This is a genomic window from Bacillus sp. LNXM12-1 (assembly GCF_003004375.1).
Classification (GTDB): domain Bacteria; phylum Bacillota; class Bacilli; order Bacillales; family Bacillaceae; genus Bacillus.
Map to the genome: position 1 here is coordinate 359,381 of NZ_PVWX01000003.1, position 18,854 is coordinate 378,234.

Here is an 18,854-nt window from a genome sequence, read left to right on the forward strand (position 1 = left end):
CTGCGTCACCGCAGTGTTTAAACGTGAGGAACAAATAATGACTCAAGAAATTCAATTTTCTCTTCGGTATAGTGTTCATAGCGGTCATTATACGATTTTGGATCTTTTGGATTGGCGTACTGCGTAATTTTTCCTGAACGCGGATCAATGAATTTACTAGCAGCACCGCATCCAATCCCTATAATTGTCTGCACTTCTTCCATAATAATGATATTATACAAACTTTCCTGCCCATCCAATGAATACCCGACATTTTCAAGGTTCCCTAAGATGTTTTTTTGTCTATATAAATAATAGGGATGATAGTCATGTGCTTTCGTCCAAGCGACCGCTTCATCCATCATACGTGTGATTTCTTCTCGGTCTGCTACTTGATATTTGTCCTTATTGCGCGTCATCTCAGAAGCTCTTTTAAAGGAGAGCGTATGCACGGTTAAAGATTCAGGCTTAAGTTCTTCAGTCTGCTGCAAGGAATGCTGGAATTCCTTTAGCCCTTCTCCCGGCAAACCAATAATTAAGTCCATATTAATATTATTCATGCCATACTGTCTTGATAAGTGATACTTTTCAATCGTTTCTTCTACACTATGGTGCCGGCCAATGGCTTTCAGTGTTTCATTCTCATACGATTGTGGATTGATGCTAATCCGGTCAATATGATATTGGTTTAGCACTTCTAGCTTATCAGGCGAAATCGTATCAGGACGCCCTGCTTCGACAGTCACTTCCCGTATATGTTTCACATCAGGGAACGAGCGATACATTTCTTCATACAGCAAATCCATTTCTTCCGCAGTGATACTCGTCGGCGTACCTCCGCCAAAATAAACAGTCGTCACTTTGATACCATATTCTTTTAGCCAAGTACCGATTTTTTGCATCTCATAATGCAGACCAAACAAAAATGTTCCCACTCTTCCAGCTTGTCCTTTAATCGCATAAGCAGGGAACGTGCAATAAGCGCATTTTGTTGGGCAGAAAGGAATACCAATATAAATACTTACTTCCTGCTGAAGGTCATACAGGTCAGGAATCGCTTGAAGCTGACGGTCGACAATCTCCTGCATCAAATCGATTTTTTCATCATGAATCAAATAATCACGCTTTAGTGCGGCATGCGCACCTTCCTTTGTCATTCCTTCTCTCAGCATCTTATGGAGTAATTTTGTAGGACGTATCCCTGTGAGAATCCCCCACTTTTGCGTCATTCCTGTGTGCTCCTGAAGCAGATGTAAATAAACAGACAGCACTGTGTTTTTGATTTGTTTCCAGCGCTCCTTGTCATTCAAGCCCTCTGGGACGTCTCGCGAAAAACGACTAGTGATGTCTGATCCAGCGATATGGCCAGATGCTTCCACCGTTCCATTTTCTTCTTTCCAGCTAAACACCATGGTTAAGCCATCTTCCAATTCACCTGTATCAAACAGCACTTCACTATCTTCTTCAAATAAATTGGCTATATTGACAAGCGGGCGATGAAATCGTTCATCTGACAGCCCTTTAATTAAAATTCGCATCGTATCACCTTTATCTTCAAACTTGTTTCATTTTACAAAATCTATGTAGGAAAAGCAATGACTGGAACAGTTGAAGGCCCTGCCATTTCTTGATTGACAGGGCCTTCGTCTATATTATCGTTTAATATCGAATTGATGTAAAAATCCTTCTCTTTGCTGCATTCTAAAGTATTCTTTGATCATATAAGCGACTCCCTGTTCATCTTGCGAACGTGTCACCCAATCGGCTTTACGCTTAACAGAATGAGGGGCATTTCCCATCGCAACGCCTAAGCCAGCCAATTCGAGCATTGGGATGTCATCTGTCCCCTGTCCAATGACCACAGTATCTTCTAAAGTCAAACCTAATGCTGAGGTCAAAAGAGAAAGCCCCGCTTCTTTCGATACGCCTTTGCATACAATATTCATTTTCTCATCACTGATCCGAATGAGATCGACAGATGGAAAAGCTTGTTGAATGGTTCGGTGAATTTCAGGCTGAAGCTCTGCGGTTGAATATACTTCAATCACTGGTGTACTGACCGGTTCATCCATCAGCATATCACTTAGCGATTCAACAAATTGAACAGGATAGAAAATTGGATCAGACGGATGAATCAACGTCTTTCCCATCAGCTGTGACTGCGTTTTTTTCCGGTTGCCAATTGAGAATTTTTCATGCAGTAAGCGAACATTACAATCAAAGCTTTCAAGAATTTGCACAAGATTAAAAGTTTTTTCTTCCGTTAATTTCTTCACATGAAGCGGCTCATCGAGTTTATTCGCGATAAATGCACCACTATGCGTCACAAGGGTTGAAGTTGGAATCTTCAACGCCTTGGCAATTTTTTGTGCGGAACGAAAATGCCGGTTGGTGACAAGCGTCACGTAAACCCCTTTTTTCTTCACGTATTCCACAGCTTCTTTTGTAGCGGAATGGATTTTTCCATTGGAACGAAGTAACGTTCCATCTATATTGAGTGCAAGTAGTTTTTTTGACACTGAGGCATCCCCCTTCTTGATGACTGTACTTACGATGAGGATATGCCCTAGCTTGGTGCTTTAGAACATGCAGTTGAAAGAGCCCTGTGTTATGAATCTTTTGTAAATAAAAAAAGCCTACCCCTAGGCTTTTTTTTATGTATGGTTTGGATGCGTCACAATGAGGTGATGAAGCTCCCCATGATCCCCTTATCTTTCACACACCAAAGCATTGCTTATATCAGATCCCCTTATGCTTTGCGTTTCTCCCAGAAGCGCTTCTCTCTCGTTTGGCTAATCGCCTTAAATCCCAAGTGAAACGCACCCAATTGTCCCATGAGAGCGCTCATTTGAAAGCACTTTCAATATAAGTATTATCGCAGAATTTATGAGCTTCGACAACCTTTTTTTGAAAAGTTGGACAGGGAACATGTGAAATAAAAAAAGGGCGAATATCATCGCCCTTTTCATTCATTTTCTTCTGGATTCCCATAAAGCTCTTCAAGAGGCTTCATGATCACTTTATTTAATTCTCCGATGAGAACACTCACACGTTGTTCTGCTTCCATCAACTGAGAGATTTTATCGTGCTGTTGAACAAGTGCCACTGTTTTTTGAGCTTGCTCCACTTCTTCTTGTGTGATCTCTTGACCAGTCATTTGTTTTTGTTGAAGGTTTACTTGAATGTCCCGGAAGTTCTCGAACATTCTTTTAGAGGACTCATCCGCGTTTACCTCATCATAAAGATTTTTTAAAGTTGAATATTCTTCGCTATGACGCAGTGCTTTTTCAAGGTCATATGCAACATCATAAACATTTACAGACATGTTATGTCTCCTTTCTATCCGTTATCACCGATATGATCGGCGGACACCACTCCACTATAACAAACTATGGCTTTCGTTTCACATATATACAATGAATTCATCAAAATTTCTCTAGCTTGTCTTAAAATAGCGTGACAAAGATTGCTTGAATTGCGCCGATTAATCCGCCTAAAAAACCGCCTAAAAACGTGATCATTTTAAGTTCATTGTTGGAAATGCTAACCACAAGCTCCTCCATTTTTTTAAGCGGAAAATGTTCAATCTGCTCACGAATGATATCTTCAAATTTGAGCTTTGCGAGCAGTCCCTCTAAAGCATTCGATGCTGCTTTAACCCCCTTGTCGACAAGCACTGGTGCAAAGTGTGTTTTGAGATCAAGCGCTACTGCACTGACATAATATCCAACTGGCTTGTCTAATATCAGCTTTGTAGAGAAGTGTGAAAGCAATTGCTTTTTCACACTATAAGCAAGCTCCTTCACATTCCATTTTTCATCTAGCTCCTGAAGAGAAAACTGCTTCACCTTGTCCCATTCTTGAACAAGCAAATCTGATAAAAATCTTTTTGTTTCTGCGTTTCTTAAAAATTTGATGATTTCAGGATGTACCCGATCAATTAAGCTTGAATTCCCTAGAAACATTTGAACCATACTGCCAAGCATGCCTCGTTCCTTTAAGAAATCATCAATCATATTACCAAGCCTTGCTTTACCTTCCTCGCTTTCAAAATAATGAATGCCCCTCTTTAAAATATAATCAGCTGCATCTGGAATTTTTGAAGATATTTTGTTTTCCACATCTAGCGGAAGCAATTCAGATAAAGTTTGCTCATTATATTTTTCAAGCAGTGAATTGAGCTTCTGATCAGACCACTGATGGATCCATTCATCTGCTTTGACGTCAGCCTGTGATACGCCGACTCTTTCAAGCAAAGATAGCACTGTTATCTCCATTTCAGCGCCTTTGTCAATATATCGATGGACTGTATGCAAGATCTCTTGCTTTGCCTCCGATGATTCAAATCGCTTTTGAATTCCTTCTGGCGTAAGCAAATGCTCCATAACCATGACACCAACCTGCTTGGCTACTTCGTCTCTTCTTTTAGGAATGAGCCCTGGTGTAAAAGGAAGCTGTTTCCCGAATAAGTAATACGGCTTATAAGGGCGAAAAAGCATTTTAATTGCAAGATGGTTTGTCGCTGCTCCTATGACTGCGCCTATAACAATCATAAAGATAAACGTTGTGAATATATTCAAAGTCGTCATCTACCTTTCAAACAACACCCGAAGTTTATTGGTTTAATCTATACGTATTATAGTTGTTGTCAAGTCCCCAAGCAAATGAAGCATGTTGCTAGACATATGATCAATCGATCTGTCGTAATGATAAAGGAGCGCAATCTTTATGTAAAATCATGAAAAAGTGTTTTTGTGCTGGTAAAAAAAGAAGTTGAAAAGAAGGTGTTTTTTAATGACATCAACATTAGGTATTGTGACCCTTTCTTCAAAGTATGAAGAGGCATTCACTCGTGGGTTAGCCAAAGCTGCCCCTTCTTATGGTTTAAAGGTTGTTCGTTTTACACCATTTGATTTAAAGCCGGCTTCAAATTTGATACAAGGTCAAACTTATACGAATGGTCAAGGATTTGCCGCAGCAGAATTTGAGATTCCTGACTTGATTTACGATCGATGCCTTTACAAGCATGACGCACAATCTAAAAAAGCAAAACCAATCATGGAATGGCTGAAAAAGTATCCGAAAACAGATTTTTTGAATACAGGTATTTCAAATAAAATGATGCTATTTGAGCAGCTCCGTCTCCTCCCTTCTTTACAGCCATATTTACCTGTCTGCTCATTATTAAAAGAGCCATCAGAACTTCTCAACATGGTAAGGAAAGACGGTTATTGTAAAATGCAGCCGCTCTCTCAACAGCATGCAGCATCTACTTACTTCATTTTCTTAAAAGACAACACTTTCACTGTTCAGCTAAGTCCCGAGCAAGTCATCACATTTTCGCGTCCATCAGATATAGAGCGCTGGTGCAAAAAGTACGTAGGCCGATATTTCCTTCAATTTTTTCAGACGAGTGATCAAAAAGACTTTTTATTCAATGAAATAAGGATTTTCCTTATGAAAGATTCACAAAATCAATGGAGTCGCATAGGGATTCACACAAAATCACCTACAGAAAATAGTCATTTAAACATTACACAAAAATCAGCTCCCATGATAGGCTTTGATCACTATCTAAACACATTGCAGCCGCACATCAAAGAGCTTCTTTTAGATGATATTGCATCCATTCAAGCATCTCTCCCAGCATATATAGATAAAACCTTCTCCCCTTGCTTTGAATTCGCTGTAGACTTACTCCATACAAGTGAAGGCAGGCTTTTCATATCAAATATAAGATCAAAGCCAGGGCGATCCGCTTTTTTAAAAGCTTATCCTGACAAGGAAGATCAATTGATTCGTACCATTCTTGCACATGCTCAATCGATGACGTCTCAACCGAAGGAGGTTTCTTATGAACAAAAATCGCTTCATCATCGCCCCTCATCTCACAAGTGAAAAAACAGTTCATCTTCCCGCCCATTTTAAACAGCAGGATGCGATCTATTCTCTTGCTTTAGGATCCCGTTTAGTAGATGACTTCACCGTTTCCTATCATCAACATCCAAATAAAATTTTATTATCAGAAAATCTATATAGAAATTTACTAATTCCTTATCAATCAAAAGCTGATGTGATTGCCGTTGATCATACACTGTTTATAGGGCCGCTGCTTGGCATTTTCACAGCAGGTTTTGGGCAAAGCACGCAGCCACTAGGAACGAGATCAGACTTTTTTATCAAACTGCTGCACTCTTTCAGGCAGCATGCTGGATTTGCCTACCTTTTTGGTACACATTCTATTGATTGGGATAAAGGAATAGTAGAAGGATTGTTGTACCAACAGCAAACATGGGTTAAAAAACAGATGCCCCTGCCGTCAGTCATTTACGACCGTCTTCCAAATAGAAAGGCTGCTCAGTCGGCATTCATTCAAGAAACAAAGCGTAAACTCACACAAGACTATGATATTCCTTGGTTCAACCCTTATTTTTTCAATAAATGGGATATTCATGAACAACTGTTAACAGATGAAAAAACATGTCCTTTTCTTCCACATTCCATACAATTGGATCCGGTGGACGCTCTAAATAAAATAGAAACACTCCTCCATCTACATCAGGTCATATACTTAAAACCATCGAACGGAAGTCACGGCGACGGTATTTATCAATTAAAGAAGACGGCTCATGGAATCACTGTATGCTCAAATCACGGAAGCGCTGTTCCATATGACTCAATAGAGCATTTCGTGACCAAGCTCCGGAAAGATCACGCAATTCAAGACTTTATGGCTCAACAAGGCATTGCACTTCTTCAAATAGACAATCAACCAATGGATTTCAGAGTTCATACGAATAAAAATAAGTACGGCCATTGGACAGTCACGGCAGCAGCAGCAAAAGTCTCTGGCAATCACACAGTAACGACTCACCATTTACATGGTGGCTTAGTAAAAACACTTTATGATGTTTTTCCAGAAAAGAAGAAGCGTTTGAAAACTTTAGAGCAGCTTTCTTATACTGCCATCACGCTTAGTCAGGTGATAGATGAAAAAATGTCCGGCCATATTGGTGAAATCGGTTTTGATTTAGGCATTGATCAGACAGGAGCTATCTGGATGTTTGAAGCCAATTCTCGCCCTGGCCGCGAGATTTTCCAGCATGTTTCATTGCGAAACTCAGAAAGGCTGATTGGGAAAAAAATCATGGATTATGCATCTTATCTTTCACAAACGACCTCAACAACTACAGACCACACGAACGTCTACTAACTGTTTTTCGTTTTAAATTGATGGTGTTATGAAATCTATGCTTTTCCTATGCTCTTTTCATCAGATGAGATACAATAAAATCAAGTTCAAGGTTGTTTCCGTATTGTCGTGTTTATTTATTGTTTCATCAATAAAAGCAAGGAGGCAATGATGATATGATTTCTCATTTTCAATGGAAACCTCTCTTTAAGAAAGCACAGTTGCCAGGCTGGAAAATATCCTTTTTTCACAATGGTGCGCACTACGAAGGCATCTATCACAAAACAGGTGATATTGAATGGGGCTCTCAGCTTCCGCCCCATGAAGTCGAACCAACCTTAAAAGAAGAAATCCACGAATTAATGCTATTCCATGTCTATGATTAAACTGTTTAAGGAGCTTCGCCATGTTAGAAAAATTAAAGCTTGTTTACGGAGAGCATATCATCAGCTCACCTACAAATGATCATCAAATTCTTTGGTATCAAACAGACGAAGGCGAATTATTTGGAGTAGACAAATCAGAGCTTACAGCAAGAGAAACACTTCTTCTCAATACTTTCCTTACACCAATTGATCTTTCTCATACAAAGCAGACTGAGGATGAACAAAAATGGTACAGCTATCTTTTTGATAACAAACCACTAACCGTTCAGCACCCCGTCCGTGTATATTATTTTAAAATGTCCCATCAAGCAGAACAAAGGCAGCAAATAAAAGAGGCTGTGGTTCACAGCCTCGAACATACTCATTTCATTTGGACAGGCGCTGATACAGCGATGCTGATTCAAACAAACGCTACATCAGAAAATGGTCAATTAGATCTGCTAAACGATTTGTCTCTAGCCATTACAAGTGACTTTTTAACAGACTCAGTCTTTTTACAAGGACAGCTCCATTTGCCAAATGAACATTTACAGAAGAAATTGTTAAATGAACAGCAGCTTTTCTTGGACCATGTGCAGCGAGGCAAGCTTAGATCAGGGATTTCCACATTTTATGAATGTCTGCCATCACTCATACTTTATGATGAATCCGCGCTCTCTCATGCTATTTCAGATGCTTTTAAAGAGGCGGTCTTTGATCGGGACGTTTACCGCACCCTCATGACCTATATGCAATGTAACTTAAATGCATCCAAGGCAGCAAAAGCTTTATATGTTCACAGAAACAGCCTTCAATATCGAATCGATAAATTTATTGAGCGCACAGGAATCGATATACGGCATTTTCCAGAAGCATCTGCTGTTTATTTTATGATGAATCTTCTCGACCTTTCATAACAATCAATGACATGAGCATCCTGCCCAAAAGTGAAAATGAGATGTTGTGCACGTTGTCCATTTACAGACGCTTCCCCATTTTATACACTTTATTTACAAGTAAAGCGCTTTCAATAAGAGGATGGGGAGGTTATCATCTATGGCTGAAATGATGCTCAATCAAATTTATAAAGTGTATGATAACAAGGTAACAGCAGTAGACAACTTTAATCTACATATAGAAGATAAAGAATTTATTGTGTTTGTTGGTCCATCTGGGTGCGGAAAATCAACAACCCTTCGCATGATTGCAGGACTTGAAGAGATTTCACAAGGGGATTTTCTGTTAGACGGAAAACGGATGAATGATGTAGCACCAAAAGACCGGGATATCGCAATGGTTTTCCAAAACTATGCTTTGTACCCTCACATGAATGTATACGATAATATGGCTTTTGGATTAAAGCTGCGGAAGTTCCCGAAATCAGAAATTGATGAGCGGGTTCGAAATGCTGCGAAAATATTGGGGCTTGAGCAATATTTAGACAGAAAACCAAAAGCTCTGTCTGGCGGTCAAAGACAACGCGTTGCACTTGGGAGAGCAATTGTGCGTGATGCAAAGGTCTTTCTTTTGGATGAGCCGCTTTCTAATTTAGATGCAAAACTTCGCGTTCAGATGCGTGCTGAAATATCTAAGCTTCATCAGCGTCTGCAAACGACATTTATCTATGTCACACATGATCAGACTGAAGCTATGACAATGGCTACTCGCCTTGTTGTGATGAAAGATGGCTTTATTCAGCAGGTTGGAGCGCCGAAGGATGTATATGAAAATCCAGAGAATGTATTTGTAGGCGGATTCATTGGCTCTCCTGCGATGAATTTTTTCACAGGAAAACTCTCTGACGGTGCTATTGCAGTTGGAAAAACGCATATTCGTGTACCAGAAGGAAAGATGAAGGTATTACGCAGCCAAGGTTATATCGGAAAAGATATCATCCTTGGTATCAGACCAGAAGATTTTCATGATGAACCCGTGTTTATAGAGGCATCTGAGGGCACAAAGATCGATGCCAGTGTAGAAGTTGCTGAATTAATGGGAGCAGAAACGATGCTTTACTCTTCTCTCGATGGTCAGTCTTTTATTGCACGTGTTGATTCTCGTACTGATGTTCAGGCTGGACAGTCTATCCCTCTTGCCATCGATATGAACAAAGCCCACTTCTTTGACTCGGATACGGAGCTCCGCATTCGCTCTGCTGATTAAAGAGATCTATGCAGCACCATCACTCATGATTGAGTGATGGTTTTTTTGCATGTTGAACAACATTTACCATGTTCTTTTCTCGTATGTTTTTTTCAGAAATCACCATAATACTTAGTACAAAGCAGTTACTGCATTGGGTTTCGCCAAGTGGCAAATGACTTGCTCATTTCGCTGGTGCGATTCCAGCAAACCCAACCAAAAACCAAATCATATACAAAAAGGAGATTCACATCATGGCAAATTCTAATAGTTCAAATCAATTACTAGTTCCTGGAGCAGAGCAAGCAATCGACCAAATGAAGTACGAAATCGCTTCTGAATTCGGTGTAAACCTTGGTGCAGAAACAACATCTCGCGCTAACGGATCAGTTGGTGGAGAAATCACTAAGCGTCTTGTATCTTACGCTCAACAACACATGGGTGGAACACAAGCTTAATTTCATATTTGGATCATAGAAGGCACCTCTCTTAAGGTGTCTTCTTTTTTTATTTTTATCCCTCACCAATCTCCTTTCCAGCTCATATCATGTAGTAGAAAGGAGCGGATCTTCATGGACATTATTTCCGGTATGAACTTTGAACTTCTACAATTTGTAGGGATCTCTCTATTATGTGAATATGCTCATAGTATTCGGTCCTTTCACCTTTATAAAAAAAGCATCACATAAAAGTTGTACCATTTTGTGTTCTTTTCACTTATAGTATGTAGTGGAGGGATCGAACAGATGAAAATAGCTCTTTTCGGTGCTCATGGACGTGTAGGACAAGCATTTCTTCGTTTCGTTCAAGTAGATGATCGTTACATAGTTCGTTCATTGATTCGGACAAACCGAGAAGAAATGCTTGCGGGTATGTTTCAAGTCACCGGCAATTCAAGAAATCGAGAAGATGTGCTTGAGACGATCAAAGGAGCAGATATTGTTGTGAGCTGTCTATCAACAGATGGTGATGATACATTATCTGTTTCAATGGAGCATATCGTACAAGCCATGAAGCAATCAAATACTTCAAGAATTATTACAATTGGTACGGCAGGTATTTTAAAGGCAAGGCAGCAGCCGGAGCTTTACCGTTTTGAAACAAATGAATCAAGGCGGACTACTTCCCGAGCAGCTAAAGAGCATGCCAAAGCGTTTGAAATCCTTCAATCGACTGATCTAGATTGGACCATTATTTGTCCAACCTATTTACCAGATGGAGAAGTGACACGGTCATATCGCTATGAGAAAGATTTTCTCCCTATAGATGGAAAGAAAATTTCAGTTGAAGATACCGCACACTTTTTATATCAGCAGTTAAATTCGAAGGAATTTGTACATCAACGCGTCGGCATTGCCTACTGATGATGCAGCTCGTGTAAACGATATAACTAGTAAAGGTCGAGGTCAAAAACGAATCCTCGACTTTTTATGCAAATAAAAAGAGCCTCATTCAAAGTGAATAGGCTCTTTTTTGTTATTCATCAGCTGTTTGCAACAGCACCCTTTTGCAGTTCGTACATTTGCGCATACAGCCCTTCTTGCTGCATGAGTTGATCATGACTGCCTCGCTCGACAATTTCACCTTTTTCTAATACCAAAATCATATCGGCTTTCTTAATGGTGGATAATCGGTGAGCAATGACAAAAGTCGTTCGTCCTTCTTTGACGACATCAAGCGCCCGCTGAATGATCGCTTCTGTTTCTGTATCAATGTTTGCGGTGGCTTCATCTAAAATTAAGATCGCTGGATCGTACGCTAATGCACGGGCAAATGAGATTAACTGACGTTCTCCTGAGGAAAGAGTACTTCCCTTTTCAACGACTGGTTCATCAAATCCTTTTGGCAGGTGCTTCAATAACTCTACTGCGCCTACTTGCTTTAATGATGATTCAATCGTTTCTCTTTTAATGTCTTCATTTCCTAAGCTGACATTGGATGCAATCGTTCCGGAAAATAAATACGGGTCTTGAAGCACAATGCCCATTTGTTTACGCAACGTTTGGCGTGACTGGTGATAAATGCTTTCCCCATCTATGAGAATGTCTCCTTGCTGAATGTCATAAAAACGCAGCAGCAAGTTCATGATCGAGCTTTTCCCAGAACCGGTATGCCCCACAAGTGCAACTGTTTGGCCTTTTTTGGCCTCGAACGTAATGTTCTTTAATACATTATTTCCTTCATTATAAGCAAAGGTGACATCTTGGAACTGAACGTGTCCCTCCATTTTCTTTTGAACAGGTTCTTCCACTGTTGTTCCTGGCTCATCCAATAATCGGAAAACCCTTTCCGATGAAACCCTTGCTAATTCCAATCTCGAGAACTGGTTCACAATGCCTGTAATCGGCTGAAATAATCGATTTAAATAATCGACAAACGCATAGAGCACACCAATTGACACAATGTCCGTCGCACTTAAGGACGCACCGCCAAAATACCAAATGAGTGCCACATATGCTAAATTCCGAAGCAGGTTAACCAAGTTATGCGACAGAAGTGAATTTAAATGCAGCATCTTTCGCTGATATCGAAAGTGATTGTTGTTCAGTTCATCAAATTCCTCTTTCGTCACTTTTTCATGACGAAACGCTTGAATAATGGTCATCCCTTGAATGGCTTCATTTAGCTTGGCATTGATGTCACTAATGATCGAACGAATGCGGTGGTTGTACACTGATGCAAACTTTCTGTAGGTCATTGACCATAGGAAAATAATCGGTACCGCCACCAAACAAATGAGTGCCAGCTTCACATTTAATAAAAACATGGCAATATAAATTCCAATCATGTAAATAGCACTCGTCACGAAATTAGCGAGGACTGTCACATATAAATCACGAATGGTTTCTGTGTCATTGGTAATCCTCGCTACGACCTTTCCAGCCGGTAAATTATCAAAATACCGGATAGGCAGCGTTTGAATATGCTCAAATACATCAACCCTCATTTTTTGAATAATTCGATTGGCTATCCGCTGTAGCAGATAATGCTGCGCATACTGAAAGAAAATCGCAATGACGAGAAGCCCTAGATAAAATAGAACAAGCTGCACCAAACCACTGATTTCCGGCTCATAAAAAGAGAAAATTTCCTCTTTTGATAAACGCTGTACTTGATATGTCTCGCGCTCGTTCCCATTTTCAATGGTAAGCTGATCTCCGGATATCTTTCGGTTTCCATCAAAACGAATCGGCTCATTTACAAAATAGTAACCGAATCCGACTTGCACCACATTGATTTGTTTTCCGGATTTCATATCACTGTCTAATCGATCGCTTCGTATATAGTTATTTCCCTGGTAATAAACGGTTTTGTCTGTTTTTTCATTGACCTCGACATATGGTTTTTCTACACCTAAAATATGATCATCAATCATTTTCTTCCCAATAAATGGTCCTGTCAGTTCAGCACCTACTGCAATGATGAGAAAGATCAAGGCAACAGACAGTACTTTCTTATAAAGGAGTGCGTAGGCAAGGAGTCTTCTTCCTGTTGTCATGCCTCATCCCCTCCTTCCAGCTGGTTTGTCAGCTGCTGACGCAGAAATTGTTCTTTGTACCACCCATCTTGCTGAATGAGCTCTTCGTGGGTGCCCTTTTGGACTATGCGTCCTTCTTCCATGACAAGTATGAGATCCGCATGCTCAACAGCTGATAGACGATGAGTCGTAATAAACGTCGTTTTCCCATGACGATTTTGCCTTAAATTTTCTAAAATAGCGGTTTCTGTTTTTGCATCTACCGCAGAAAGCGAGTCATCCAGTATCAAAATGTCGGGGTCTATTAATAAAGCGCGTGCAATGGAAATTCGCTGCTTTTGTCCACCTGACAGTGCCACACCTTTTTCCCCCACCATGGTTTCGAGACCCTCTGGCAAAAGACGTAAATCTTTTTCAAAGTAAGCATCTTTGATCGCTTGTGCTAGTTCATTTTGTTTTGCGTCCCGATGACCAAAGCGCATATTCTCTTCTACACTTTTTGAAAAAAGGATATGATCCTGCGGTACGTATCCGATCCATTGAAATAGCTGATCCAATTCGATCTCTTGGATTGGGACTCCTGATAGCAGGATTTGACCATCACCTGTTGGATACTGGCGTAGAAGCTGTTTTACGATAGTCGTTTTACCGCTTCCTGTTTTGCCTGTAATTCCGATTGTCTGCCCTTTTCGAACCGTAAAGGACACATCAATTAAGTTATCTTTAGGGGAAGTTGGATACCTGAATGTCACGTGATCAAACTGAATATCGCCAGGCTCTTGTAACGTTTTTGGCTGAGAAGCGTCTGTGACATCCGGCTTGTAGCTGAGTGTATGATTCAACCGGTCTAACGACGCATTTCCCCTTTGCATAATATTAATCAATTCGCCTATCGCAAACATTGGCCAGATCATCATTCCAAGATAGACGTTAAATGCGACAAGCTCACCAATGGTTAAATCACTTTGGAACACAAGATAGGCTCCGTAGCCGATTCCAATTAAGTAGCTGACACCGACAAGTAATTTCACTGTCGGCTCAAACAATGAATCAATGATCGCCACTCTCATATTTTTTTGAAATACATCATCTGTCATTTGGCGAAAGCGTTCGACATCTTGTTTCTCCTGTACAAAAGACCGAATAACCCGGACACCTGCGACTGATTCAAGGACGCGATCGTTCATATCACCAAATGCATCTTGAGCAACTGTAAAGCGATCATGAATCTTGCTGCCATAATACGCAATCAAGAGCGCCATCAGCGGCATAGGGATGATCGCCATTAAGGTTAATTTCCAGCTAATCGTCAGCCCCATCGTAAAGAAGATCATCAGCATATAAGCAGTGGAATCAACCAATGTCAGAACGCCAAAACCTGTCGTTAAAGCCACAGCATTTAAATCGTTTGTACCTAATGCCATTAAATTACCGGTTTTTTTCTTTTCATAAAAGGTGGGTGTCATCTTAAGTAAGTGACGCATGAGCTTCCCGCGCATCACACGCTCCATGACATTTGCGCCGCCAAATAACTGATACATCCAAAAATATGTCAGCGTATAGACGACGACACCTAGCAAGCAAAAAATGGTTACATAAAACACAATACTGGATGTTGTAAATTGACCAGAACGAATGTCATCAACTGCCTGCCCAAGATATCTTGGCGGCAGCATTTCAAGCACATTCACAATGAGCAGAAGCGTAATGGCGATCGTATAACGCCTCCACTCTTGTTTGAAGAACCAGCCTAATTTCGCAAATACTGAAAACATGTTTGTCTCTCCTTTTAAAGCTAGCCGCTTTCTAGATTTTCCTGGCTGTCACCTTGTTTCGTTTTTTTGGTTTTTGTCATTTGTCTTGCTTTTGGCATGTTCACATGCTTTCACTCCTCTTCATTTACTTGTTGATCTCCATCCCTTTATTTCGAAATGCGAAATGAATACAACAAAAAAAGAGGCAACCAGCTGTCTGGTACGCCTCTTTTAGTCATGTAAAAAGGCGCATGTTGACAAATACGCAACATACGCCTTGATTCATCCGATCAATTGGAACATACGAGTCCCTTTTCAATGACCAATGAAGGTGTAATTGTCACGTGAATCAACCCATTCATGCAGTTTGATTTCATTCTTCCAATGTTGCACATGACATTTCCTCCTTTTGGCTCTTGAATCTTTTTTTATCTTATAGTGGCTGTCACCATTTTGTCAATAAATATTTTTAAATAAATGAAATTTTCTAACAAAAAGTTCACCGCCTTCATGTGTATCTTTTTCAGATAACGGGTATACCATGAGTGTAAAGACTCCTTTTGAAAGGAATGAGGACATTGTTTCAAGCTGATCGGATGGTCGTTGCGTTTGATGGACATGAAGACAGTAAGAAAGCATTAAAAAAGGCAATCGCTCTAGCCAAAACCTTGAATGCCAAGCTGACTGTTGCCTATGCACATGATGGCAAATCAAGCAGACAGGTGTTTGATGCACCACGCCCAATGACTGGCGGAGCTTATATCGGCGGCGGCATGGCAGACCTTCAAACACCCCCTGTGTATGTACCTCATGATGAACAGCAAAGTCCCTTGATTTTTGAAGATCATACAGAAGAGGTCGTTGCAGAAGCAAGAATGCTTTTAAATGAGGAGCAGTTTGAAGCTGCCATTGAAATTGTTGAGGGGGAACCAGCGGAAGCGATTATCGAATATGCTGAAGACATATCAGCAGACCTCATCGTCATGGGAGCACGTGACCAAAGCAGATTGAAAAAAATGCTCTTTGGCAGTGTAAGTGAAAAGTTATCATCAAAATCAGATATACCTGTGCTTATTGTAAAATAAAAGAATCACAAAAGGCTGTAAACATTGGTTTACAGCCTCTCTTTATTTATGAAGAAATAGATGCTTCACTTTCATGTTTAATTTTTTGCTGGAAGCCTTCCTGTACACGCTTTGTCAACTCTCCTGGAACGCCTTCCCCTACTGGCTGGCCATCAATTTCAACAATCGGAATGACTTCAGCCGTCGTCGAGCTGATGAAGATTTCCTGCGCGCGCAGCAGCTCTTCTTTACTTATACGAGTTTCTTCAACACTGCATCCCTCTTCTTTACATACCTCAAGAAGCTTTCTACGGGTAATACCGTTTAGAATAAGATTGTTTGCTGGATGTGTGCGAATCACGCCATCAATGACGGCATATACATTCGAGGAGGTTCCCTCAGTCACAAAACCATCTCTAATGAGAATGGCTTCAAATGCACCAGCTTCAGATGCCTTCTGCTTTTCCATGACGTTATATAAGAGATTTAAGCTTTTAATATCACATCTTAACCAGCGAAGGTCCTCAGATAATATGGCCTTTGCACCAGCTGTCTGCTCATGAACAGGCTTTTTCACCTGGAACGTATATGCTGTGATTTGAGGAGTGAGAGAATCGCCATATTGATGTTTACGAGGTGCGATGCCCCGCGTGACTTGAATATACACACCTCCATCTGTTAATTGGTTGTGGGCGACGAGCTGTTTTAACTTTTCTTCCATATCTGATACTGCACCTTGAAGATGAATGCCGATTTCTTTTGCACTCTTGAACAGACGCTCTGTATGCTCTTTTAATGTAAACAAAGTCCCATTGTATACACGGATGACCTCATAGACGCCGTCACCAAATTGATAGCCTCTGTCTTCAATATCAACATGTGCATCCTTTTTTTCAATGAAATCGCCATTATACAATACTTTCATACGGAATCTCCCCTTCGCTTCGCATTAATGGTTGAGTCTGATGCTATCTTAGCGGATAAATGAGTACGTTTCAATGATTATTCAGAATTATTTCACATCATGATAAATGGTCAACTTTCTATTGTAACAAACATAGACTCATAACCAAAAAGATTCCAATTTTTTAGCATCTTCTATATTCATAGGCTCTTTTTTCCTGTATACTTAATCGATATGAGCACGACAAAAAACAGCGGAAAAAGACAGAATCTACTACATGATTCGACACAAATTTTTGATTTATTGGAGCGATTGTAATGCAACGGGTTACGAAAAAACAGACACCTTCAAACACGATGCTGCTCTCAAAGGCGATTGGTTTAGTGATTCTGTCACTGATCCTCTTTTTTATTTGGGATATATCTAAAACCAATATGCAGGCAGCAGATCAGCCGGCTAAAATGTCTGCGAGCAGTCAATTCCGAGACACAAGCACAAGTCTGAAAGCAAAAGATGATTCTACGAAAACATTAGATGCACATTTTAAGATCAACCCAAACAAACATGTAACGGATCAAACGATCTTTTTAACCTTTGATGATGGTCCGTCAGCGACATCAAATCAGCTTTTAGATGTGCTCAAAGCGCATCAAGTAAAGGCCACATTCTTTATGCTTGGGCCGCAGATTAAGGAACACCCGGCAGCTGTGAAAAGACTTCATCAAGAAGGTCATCAGTTAGGGCTTCATGGTATCACACATGATGTGAAACGCTTTTATCAAAAAAGTGATTCTCCCGTCAATGAGATGAAGGAAGATCAGCGCATTTTGGCTTCTGTCACAGGTGAGTATACACATCTTGTGAGAACACCTTATGGCAGCGCCCCAAATTTAACGGATCAGCAAAAGGCACGTTTAAAACAAAAAGGCTTTGTATACTGGGATTGGACAATTGACAGTCTTGACTGGAAATATAAAAGCTCAAAATATGTACCAGAGGTATTAAATCAGCTGCAAGTGCTTGAGACAAAACATCCAAAAGAACCAAAAATCATCTTAATGCACGATCAGCCAGCGACAGCAAAATACTTAAACAGTTTAATCACACAGCTAAAAGCGAAGGGCTATACATTTGAAGTCCTTGATGAATCGATGAAGCCGCTGCAACAATAAAGAAAGACCCCGCACCTTTTTTGGATGCGGGGTCTTTGATGATTTATAAAGCTTTCACGAGATCGCCAATTCGCTCATGAAAGACAAGATCAAACAGTGGATCGTATTCTGTTTCACTCAAATTCATCATCACCTTGAAGATGGAAGGATTTTGAGCGGCATCTTCTGGAATATATCTTGCTGGCGCCACTTCTAGGGAAGTTCCCATGACGAGCAGAAGGTCCGCTCGCTGAAGTGATTTCTCTACTTGATCAAAATGTTTGACCCTGTCTCCAAAAAGGACAACATCTGTTTTCAGCACACGCCCACATGTCCGTCCGTCTGAGGAAACCTTTAGACATACAGGCACTTCTTCTTGTAATAAATAAGGCAGTTCATATGTCGCATGACACGATGGGCAAGTAGCTGTTTGAATGGAGCCGTGGAGTTCATATACATGCTGGCTTCCTGCTTTTTTATGCAAGCCATCAATATTTTGGGTGAAAATATCCACATGTTTTCCTTGTTTCTCAAGGCTGGCTAAAAAGGTATGTCCACTATTGGGCTCGTACTCTCCGCTCATTTTCATCTGAAACAATTCCTTGAATTTCGGCCAGAATTGCTGAGGGTGTGATAAAAAGTAGGACCGGCTCATCGCCTCCATGCGGGCGGTGTCTTCAGTCCATAAGCCACCCGTTGATCTAAAATCGGGGATACCTGATTCCGTGCTCATACCCGCACCTGAAAGTACCATAATATGTGAAGCCTGCGTTAATTTCTCGCTTAGCGCTGCCATCTTTGTTTGATCCACTCACCATTCCTCCT

At 40.5% G+C, this 18,854-nt stretch carries 17 protein-coding genes; 9 read left to right on the forward strand and 8 right to left on the reverse strand.

All coding sequences use genetic code 11. The features are described 5' to 3' along the window. Positions 1-17: 17 nt before the first annotated feature. The 4 genes from C6Y07_RS14190 to C6Y07_RS14205 form a co-directional block, all read right to left on the reverse strand. Positions 18-1,517: a coproporphyrinogen III oxidase gene (locus C6Y07_RS14190; RefSeq protein ID WP_106156919.1), complete on the reverse strand. Its 1,500-nt coding sequence runs from the start codon at positions 1,515-1,517 to the stop codon at positions 18-20. A 114-nt stretch (positions 1,518-1,631) separates the two neighbouring features. Next, positions 1,632-2,498: a Cof-type HAD-IIB family hydrolase gene (locus C6Y07_RS14195; protein WP_060595898.1), complete on the reverse strand. Its 867-nt coding sequence runs from the start codon at positions 2,496-2,498 to the stop codon at positions 1,632-1,634. Between the two features lie 446 nt (positions 2,499-2,944). Next, positions 2,945-3,304, reverse strand: a complete 360-nt coding sequence (locus C6Y07_RS14200; protein ID WP_034663625.1) for a YlbF/YmcA family competence regulator — start codon at positions 3,302-3,304, stop codon at positions 2,945-2,947. Positions 3,305-3,425: 121 nt separating this feature from the next. After that, positions 3,426-4,559 (reverse strand): DUF445 domain-containing protein, encoded by a 1,134-nt coding sequence (locus C6Y07_RS14205; RefSeq protein ID WP_106156921.1) that lies wholly within the window; start codon positions 4,557-4,559, stop codon positions 3,426-3,428. Positions 4,560-4,773: 214 nt separating this feature from the next. Between C6Y07_RS14205 and C6Y07_RS14210 the strand changes: the two genes are divergently transcribed. The 7 genes from C6Y07_RS14210 to C6Y07_RS14240 all read left to right on the forward strand — a co-directional run bounded on the left by C6Y07_RS14210 (position 4,774) and on the right by C6Y07_RS14240 (position 11,042). Beyond that, entirely contained in the window at positions 4,774-5,877 is a 1,104-nt protein-coding gene (locus C6Y07_RS14210) for a YheC/YheD family protein (RefSeq protein ID WP_066031095.1), read from the forward strand. Continuing rightward, positions 5,834-7,192, forward strand: coding sequence for a YheC/YheD family endospore coat-associated protein (locus C6Y07_RS14215; protein WP_106156922.1), 1,359 nt, complete (start codon positions 5,834-5,836; stop codon positions 7,190-7,192). The genes C6Y07_RS14210 and C6Y07_RS14215 overlap by 44 nt, the downstream gene beginning before the upstream one ends. Positions 7,193-7,347: 155 nt before the next feature. After that, the gene (locus C6Y07_RS14220; RefSeq protein WP_003211787.1) at positions 7,348-7,557 is read left to right on the forward strand and encodes a YheE family protein; all 210 of its coding nucleotides are present in this window, start codon (positions 7,348-7,350) and stop codon (positions 7,555-7,557) included. Positions 7,558-7,577: 20 nt separating this feature from the next. Continuing rightward, positions 7,578-8,453 carry a helix-turn-helix domain-containing protein gene (locus tag C6Y07_RS14225; RefSeq protein ID WP_066031097.1) on the forward strand — a complete coding sequence of 292 codons (876 nt, stop codon included), beginning with the start codon at positions 7,578-7,580 and terminating at the stop codon, positions 8,451-8,453. A gap of 139 nt (positions 8,454-8,592) precedes the next feature. After that, complete coding sequence (locus C6Y07_RS14230) at positions 8,593-9,699, forward strand: ABC transporter ATP-binding protein (protein ID WP_060595888.1); 1,107 nt, start codon at positions 8,593-8,595, stop codon at positions 9,697-9,699. 233 nt (positions 9,700-9,932) lie between these two features. Next, positions 9,933-10,136: an alpha/beta-type small acid-soluble spore protein gene (locus C6Y07_RS14235; protein ID WP_034663637.1), complete on the forward strand. Its 204-nt coding sequence runs from the start codon at positions 9,933-9,935 to the stop codon at positions 10,134-10,136. A gap of 288 nt (positions 10,137-10,424) precedes the next feature. After that, positions 10,425-11,042 carry an NAD(P)-dependent oxidoreductase gene (locus tag C6Y07_RS14240; RefSeq protein ID WP_060595886.1) on the forward strand — a complete coding sequence of 206 codons (618 nt, stop codon included), beginning with the start codon at positions 10,425-10,427 and terminating at the stop codon, positions 11,040-11,042. 119 nt (positions 11,043-11,161) lie between these two features. On the opposite strand, the gene C6Y07_RS14245 is transcribed toward C6Y07_RS14240, so the two are convergent. Both C6Y07_RS14245 and bmrC read right to left on the reverse strand, forming a co-directional pair. Further along, complete coding sequence (locus C6Y07_RS14245) at positions 11,162-13,177, reverse strand: ABC transporter ATP-binding protein (RefSeq protein WP_106156924.1); 2,016 nt, start codon at positions 13,175-13,177, stop codon at positions 11,162-11,164. Beyond that, positions 13,174-14,931: a multidrug ABC transporter ATP-binding protein BmrC gene (gene bmrC / locus C6Y07_RS14250; protein WP_060595882.1), complete on the reverse strand. Its 1,758-nt coding sequence runs from the start codon at positions 14,929-14,931 to the stop codon at positions 13,174-13,176. Before bmrC ends, C6Y07_RS14245 begins: the two co-directional genes overlap by 4 nt. A gap of 557 nt (positions 14,932-15,488) precedes the next feature. Between bmrC and C6Y07_RS14255 the strand changes: the two genes are divergently transcribed. Then, on the forward strand, positions 15,489-15,995 hold the full coding sequence (locus C6Y07_RS14255; protein ID WP_003210990.1) for a universal stress protein: 507 nt from the start codon (positions 15,489-15,491) through the stop codon (positions 15,993-15,995). A 46-nt stretch (positions 15,996-16,041) separates the two neighbouring features. Here C6Y07_RS14255 and dat read toward each other — a convergent pair whose 3' ends face one another. Further along, positions 16,042-16,899 (reverse strand): D-amino-acid transaminase, encoded by an 858-nt coding sequence (gene dat / locus C6Y07_RS14260; RefSeq protein ID WP_060595878.1) that lies wholly within the window; start codon positions 16,897-16,899, stop codon positions 16,042-16,044. 296 nt (positions 16,900-17,195) lie between these two features. Here dat and C6Y07_RS14265 point away from each other — a divergent pair, with 296 nt between their 5' ends. Then, entirely contained in the window at positions 17,196-18,050 is an 855-nt protein-coding gene (locus C6Y07_RS14265) for a polysaccharide deacetylase family protein (protein ID WP_060595876.1), read from the forward strand. Positions 18,051-18,093: 43 nt separating this feature from the next. Here the strand turns inward: C6Y07_RS14265 and C6Y07_RS14270 are convergent, their stop codons facing one another. Then, positions 18,094-18,825: an NAD-dependent protein deacylase gene (locus tag C6Y07_RS14270; RefSeq protein ID WP_189318382.1), complete on the reverse strand. Its 732-nt coding sequence runs from the start codon at positions 18,823-18,825 to the stop codon at positions 18,094-18,096. Positions 18,826-18,854: the final 29 nt, after the last annotated feature.

What these genes read in the sequence shown, in the direction of transcription:
- C6Y07_RS14190 (WP_106156919.1), bottom strand. Translation starts at nt 1,517, where the DNA reads ATGCGAATTTTAATTAAAGGGCTGTCAGATGAACGATTTCATCGCCCG.
- C6Y07_RS14200 (WP_034663625.1), bottom strand. Translation starts at nt 3,304, where the DNA reads ATGTCTGTAAATGTTTATGATGTTGCATATGACCTTGAAAAAGCACTG.
- C6Y07_RS14210 (WP_066031095.1), top strand. Translation starts at nt 4,774, where the DNA reads ATGACATCAACATTAGGTATTGTGACCCTTTCTTCAAAGTATGAAGAG.
- C6Y07_RS14215 (WP_106156922.1), top strand. Translation starts at nt 5,834, where the DNA reads ATGAACAAAAATCGCTTCATCATCGCCCCTCATCTCACAAGTGAAAAA.
- C6Y07_RS14220 (WP_003211787.1), top strand. Translation starts at nt 7,348, where the DNA reads ATGATTTCTCATTTTCAATGGAAACCTCTCTTTAAGAAAGCACAGTTG.
- C6Y07_RS14225 (WP_066031097.1), top strand. Translation starts at nt 7,578, where the DNA reads ATGTTAGAAAAATTAAAGCTTGTTTACGGAGAGCATATCATCAGCTCA.
- C6Y07_RS14230 (WP_060595888.1), top strand. Translation starts at nt 8,593, where the DNA reads ATGGCTGAAATGATGCTCAATCAAATTTATAAAGTGTATGATAACAAG.
- C6Y07_RS14235 (WP_034663637.1), top strand. Translation starts at nt 9,933, where the DNA reads ATGGCAAATTCTAATAGTTCAAATCAATTACTAGTTCCTGGAGCAGAG.
- C6Y07_RS14240 (WP_060595886.1), top strand. Translation starts at nt 10,425, where the DNA reads ATGAAAATAGCTCTTTTCGGTGCTCATGGACGTGTAGGACAAGCATTT.
- C6Y07_RS14245 (WP_106156924.1), bottom strand. Translation starts at nt 13,177, where the DNA reads ATGACAACAGGAAGAAGACTCCTTGCCTACGCACTCCTTTATAAGAAA.
- bmrC (WP_060595882.1), bottom strand. Translation starts at nt 14,931, where the DNA reads ATGTTTTCAGTATTTGCGAAATTAGGCTGGTTCTTCAAACAAGAGTGG.
- dat (WP_060595878.1), bottom strand. Translation starts at nt 16,899, where the DNA reads ATGAAAGTATTGTATAATGGCGATTTCATTGAAAAAAAGGATGCACAT.
- C6Y07_RS14265 (WP_060595876.1), top strand. Translation starts at nt 17,196, where the DNA reads ATGCAACGGGTTACGAAAAAACAGACACCTTCAAACACGATGCTGCTC.
- C6Y07_RS14270 (WP_189318382.1), bottom strand. Translation starts at nt 18,825, where the DNA reads ATGGCAGCGCTAAGCGAGAAATTAACGCAGGCTTCACATATTATGGTA.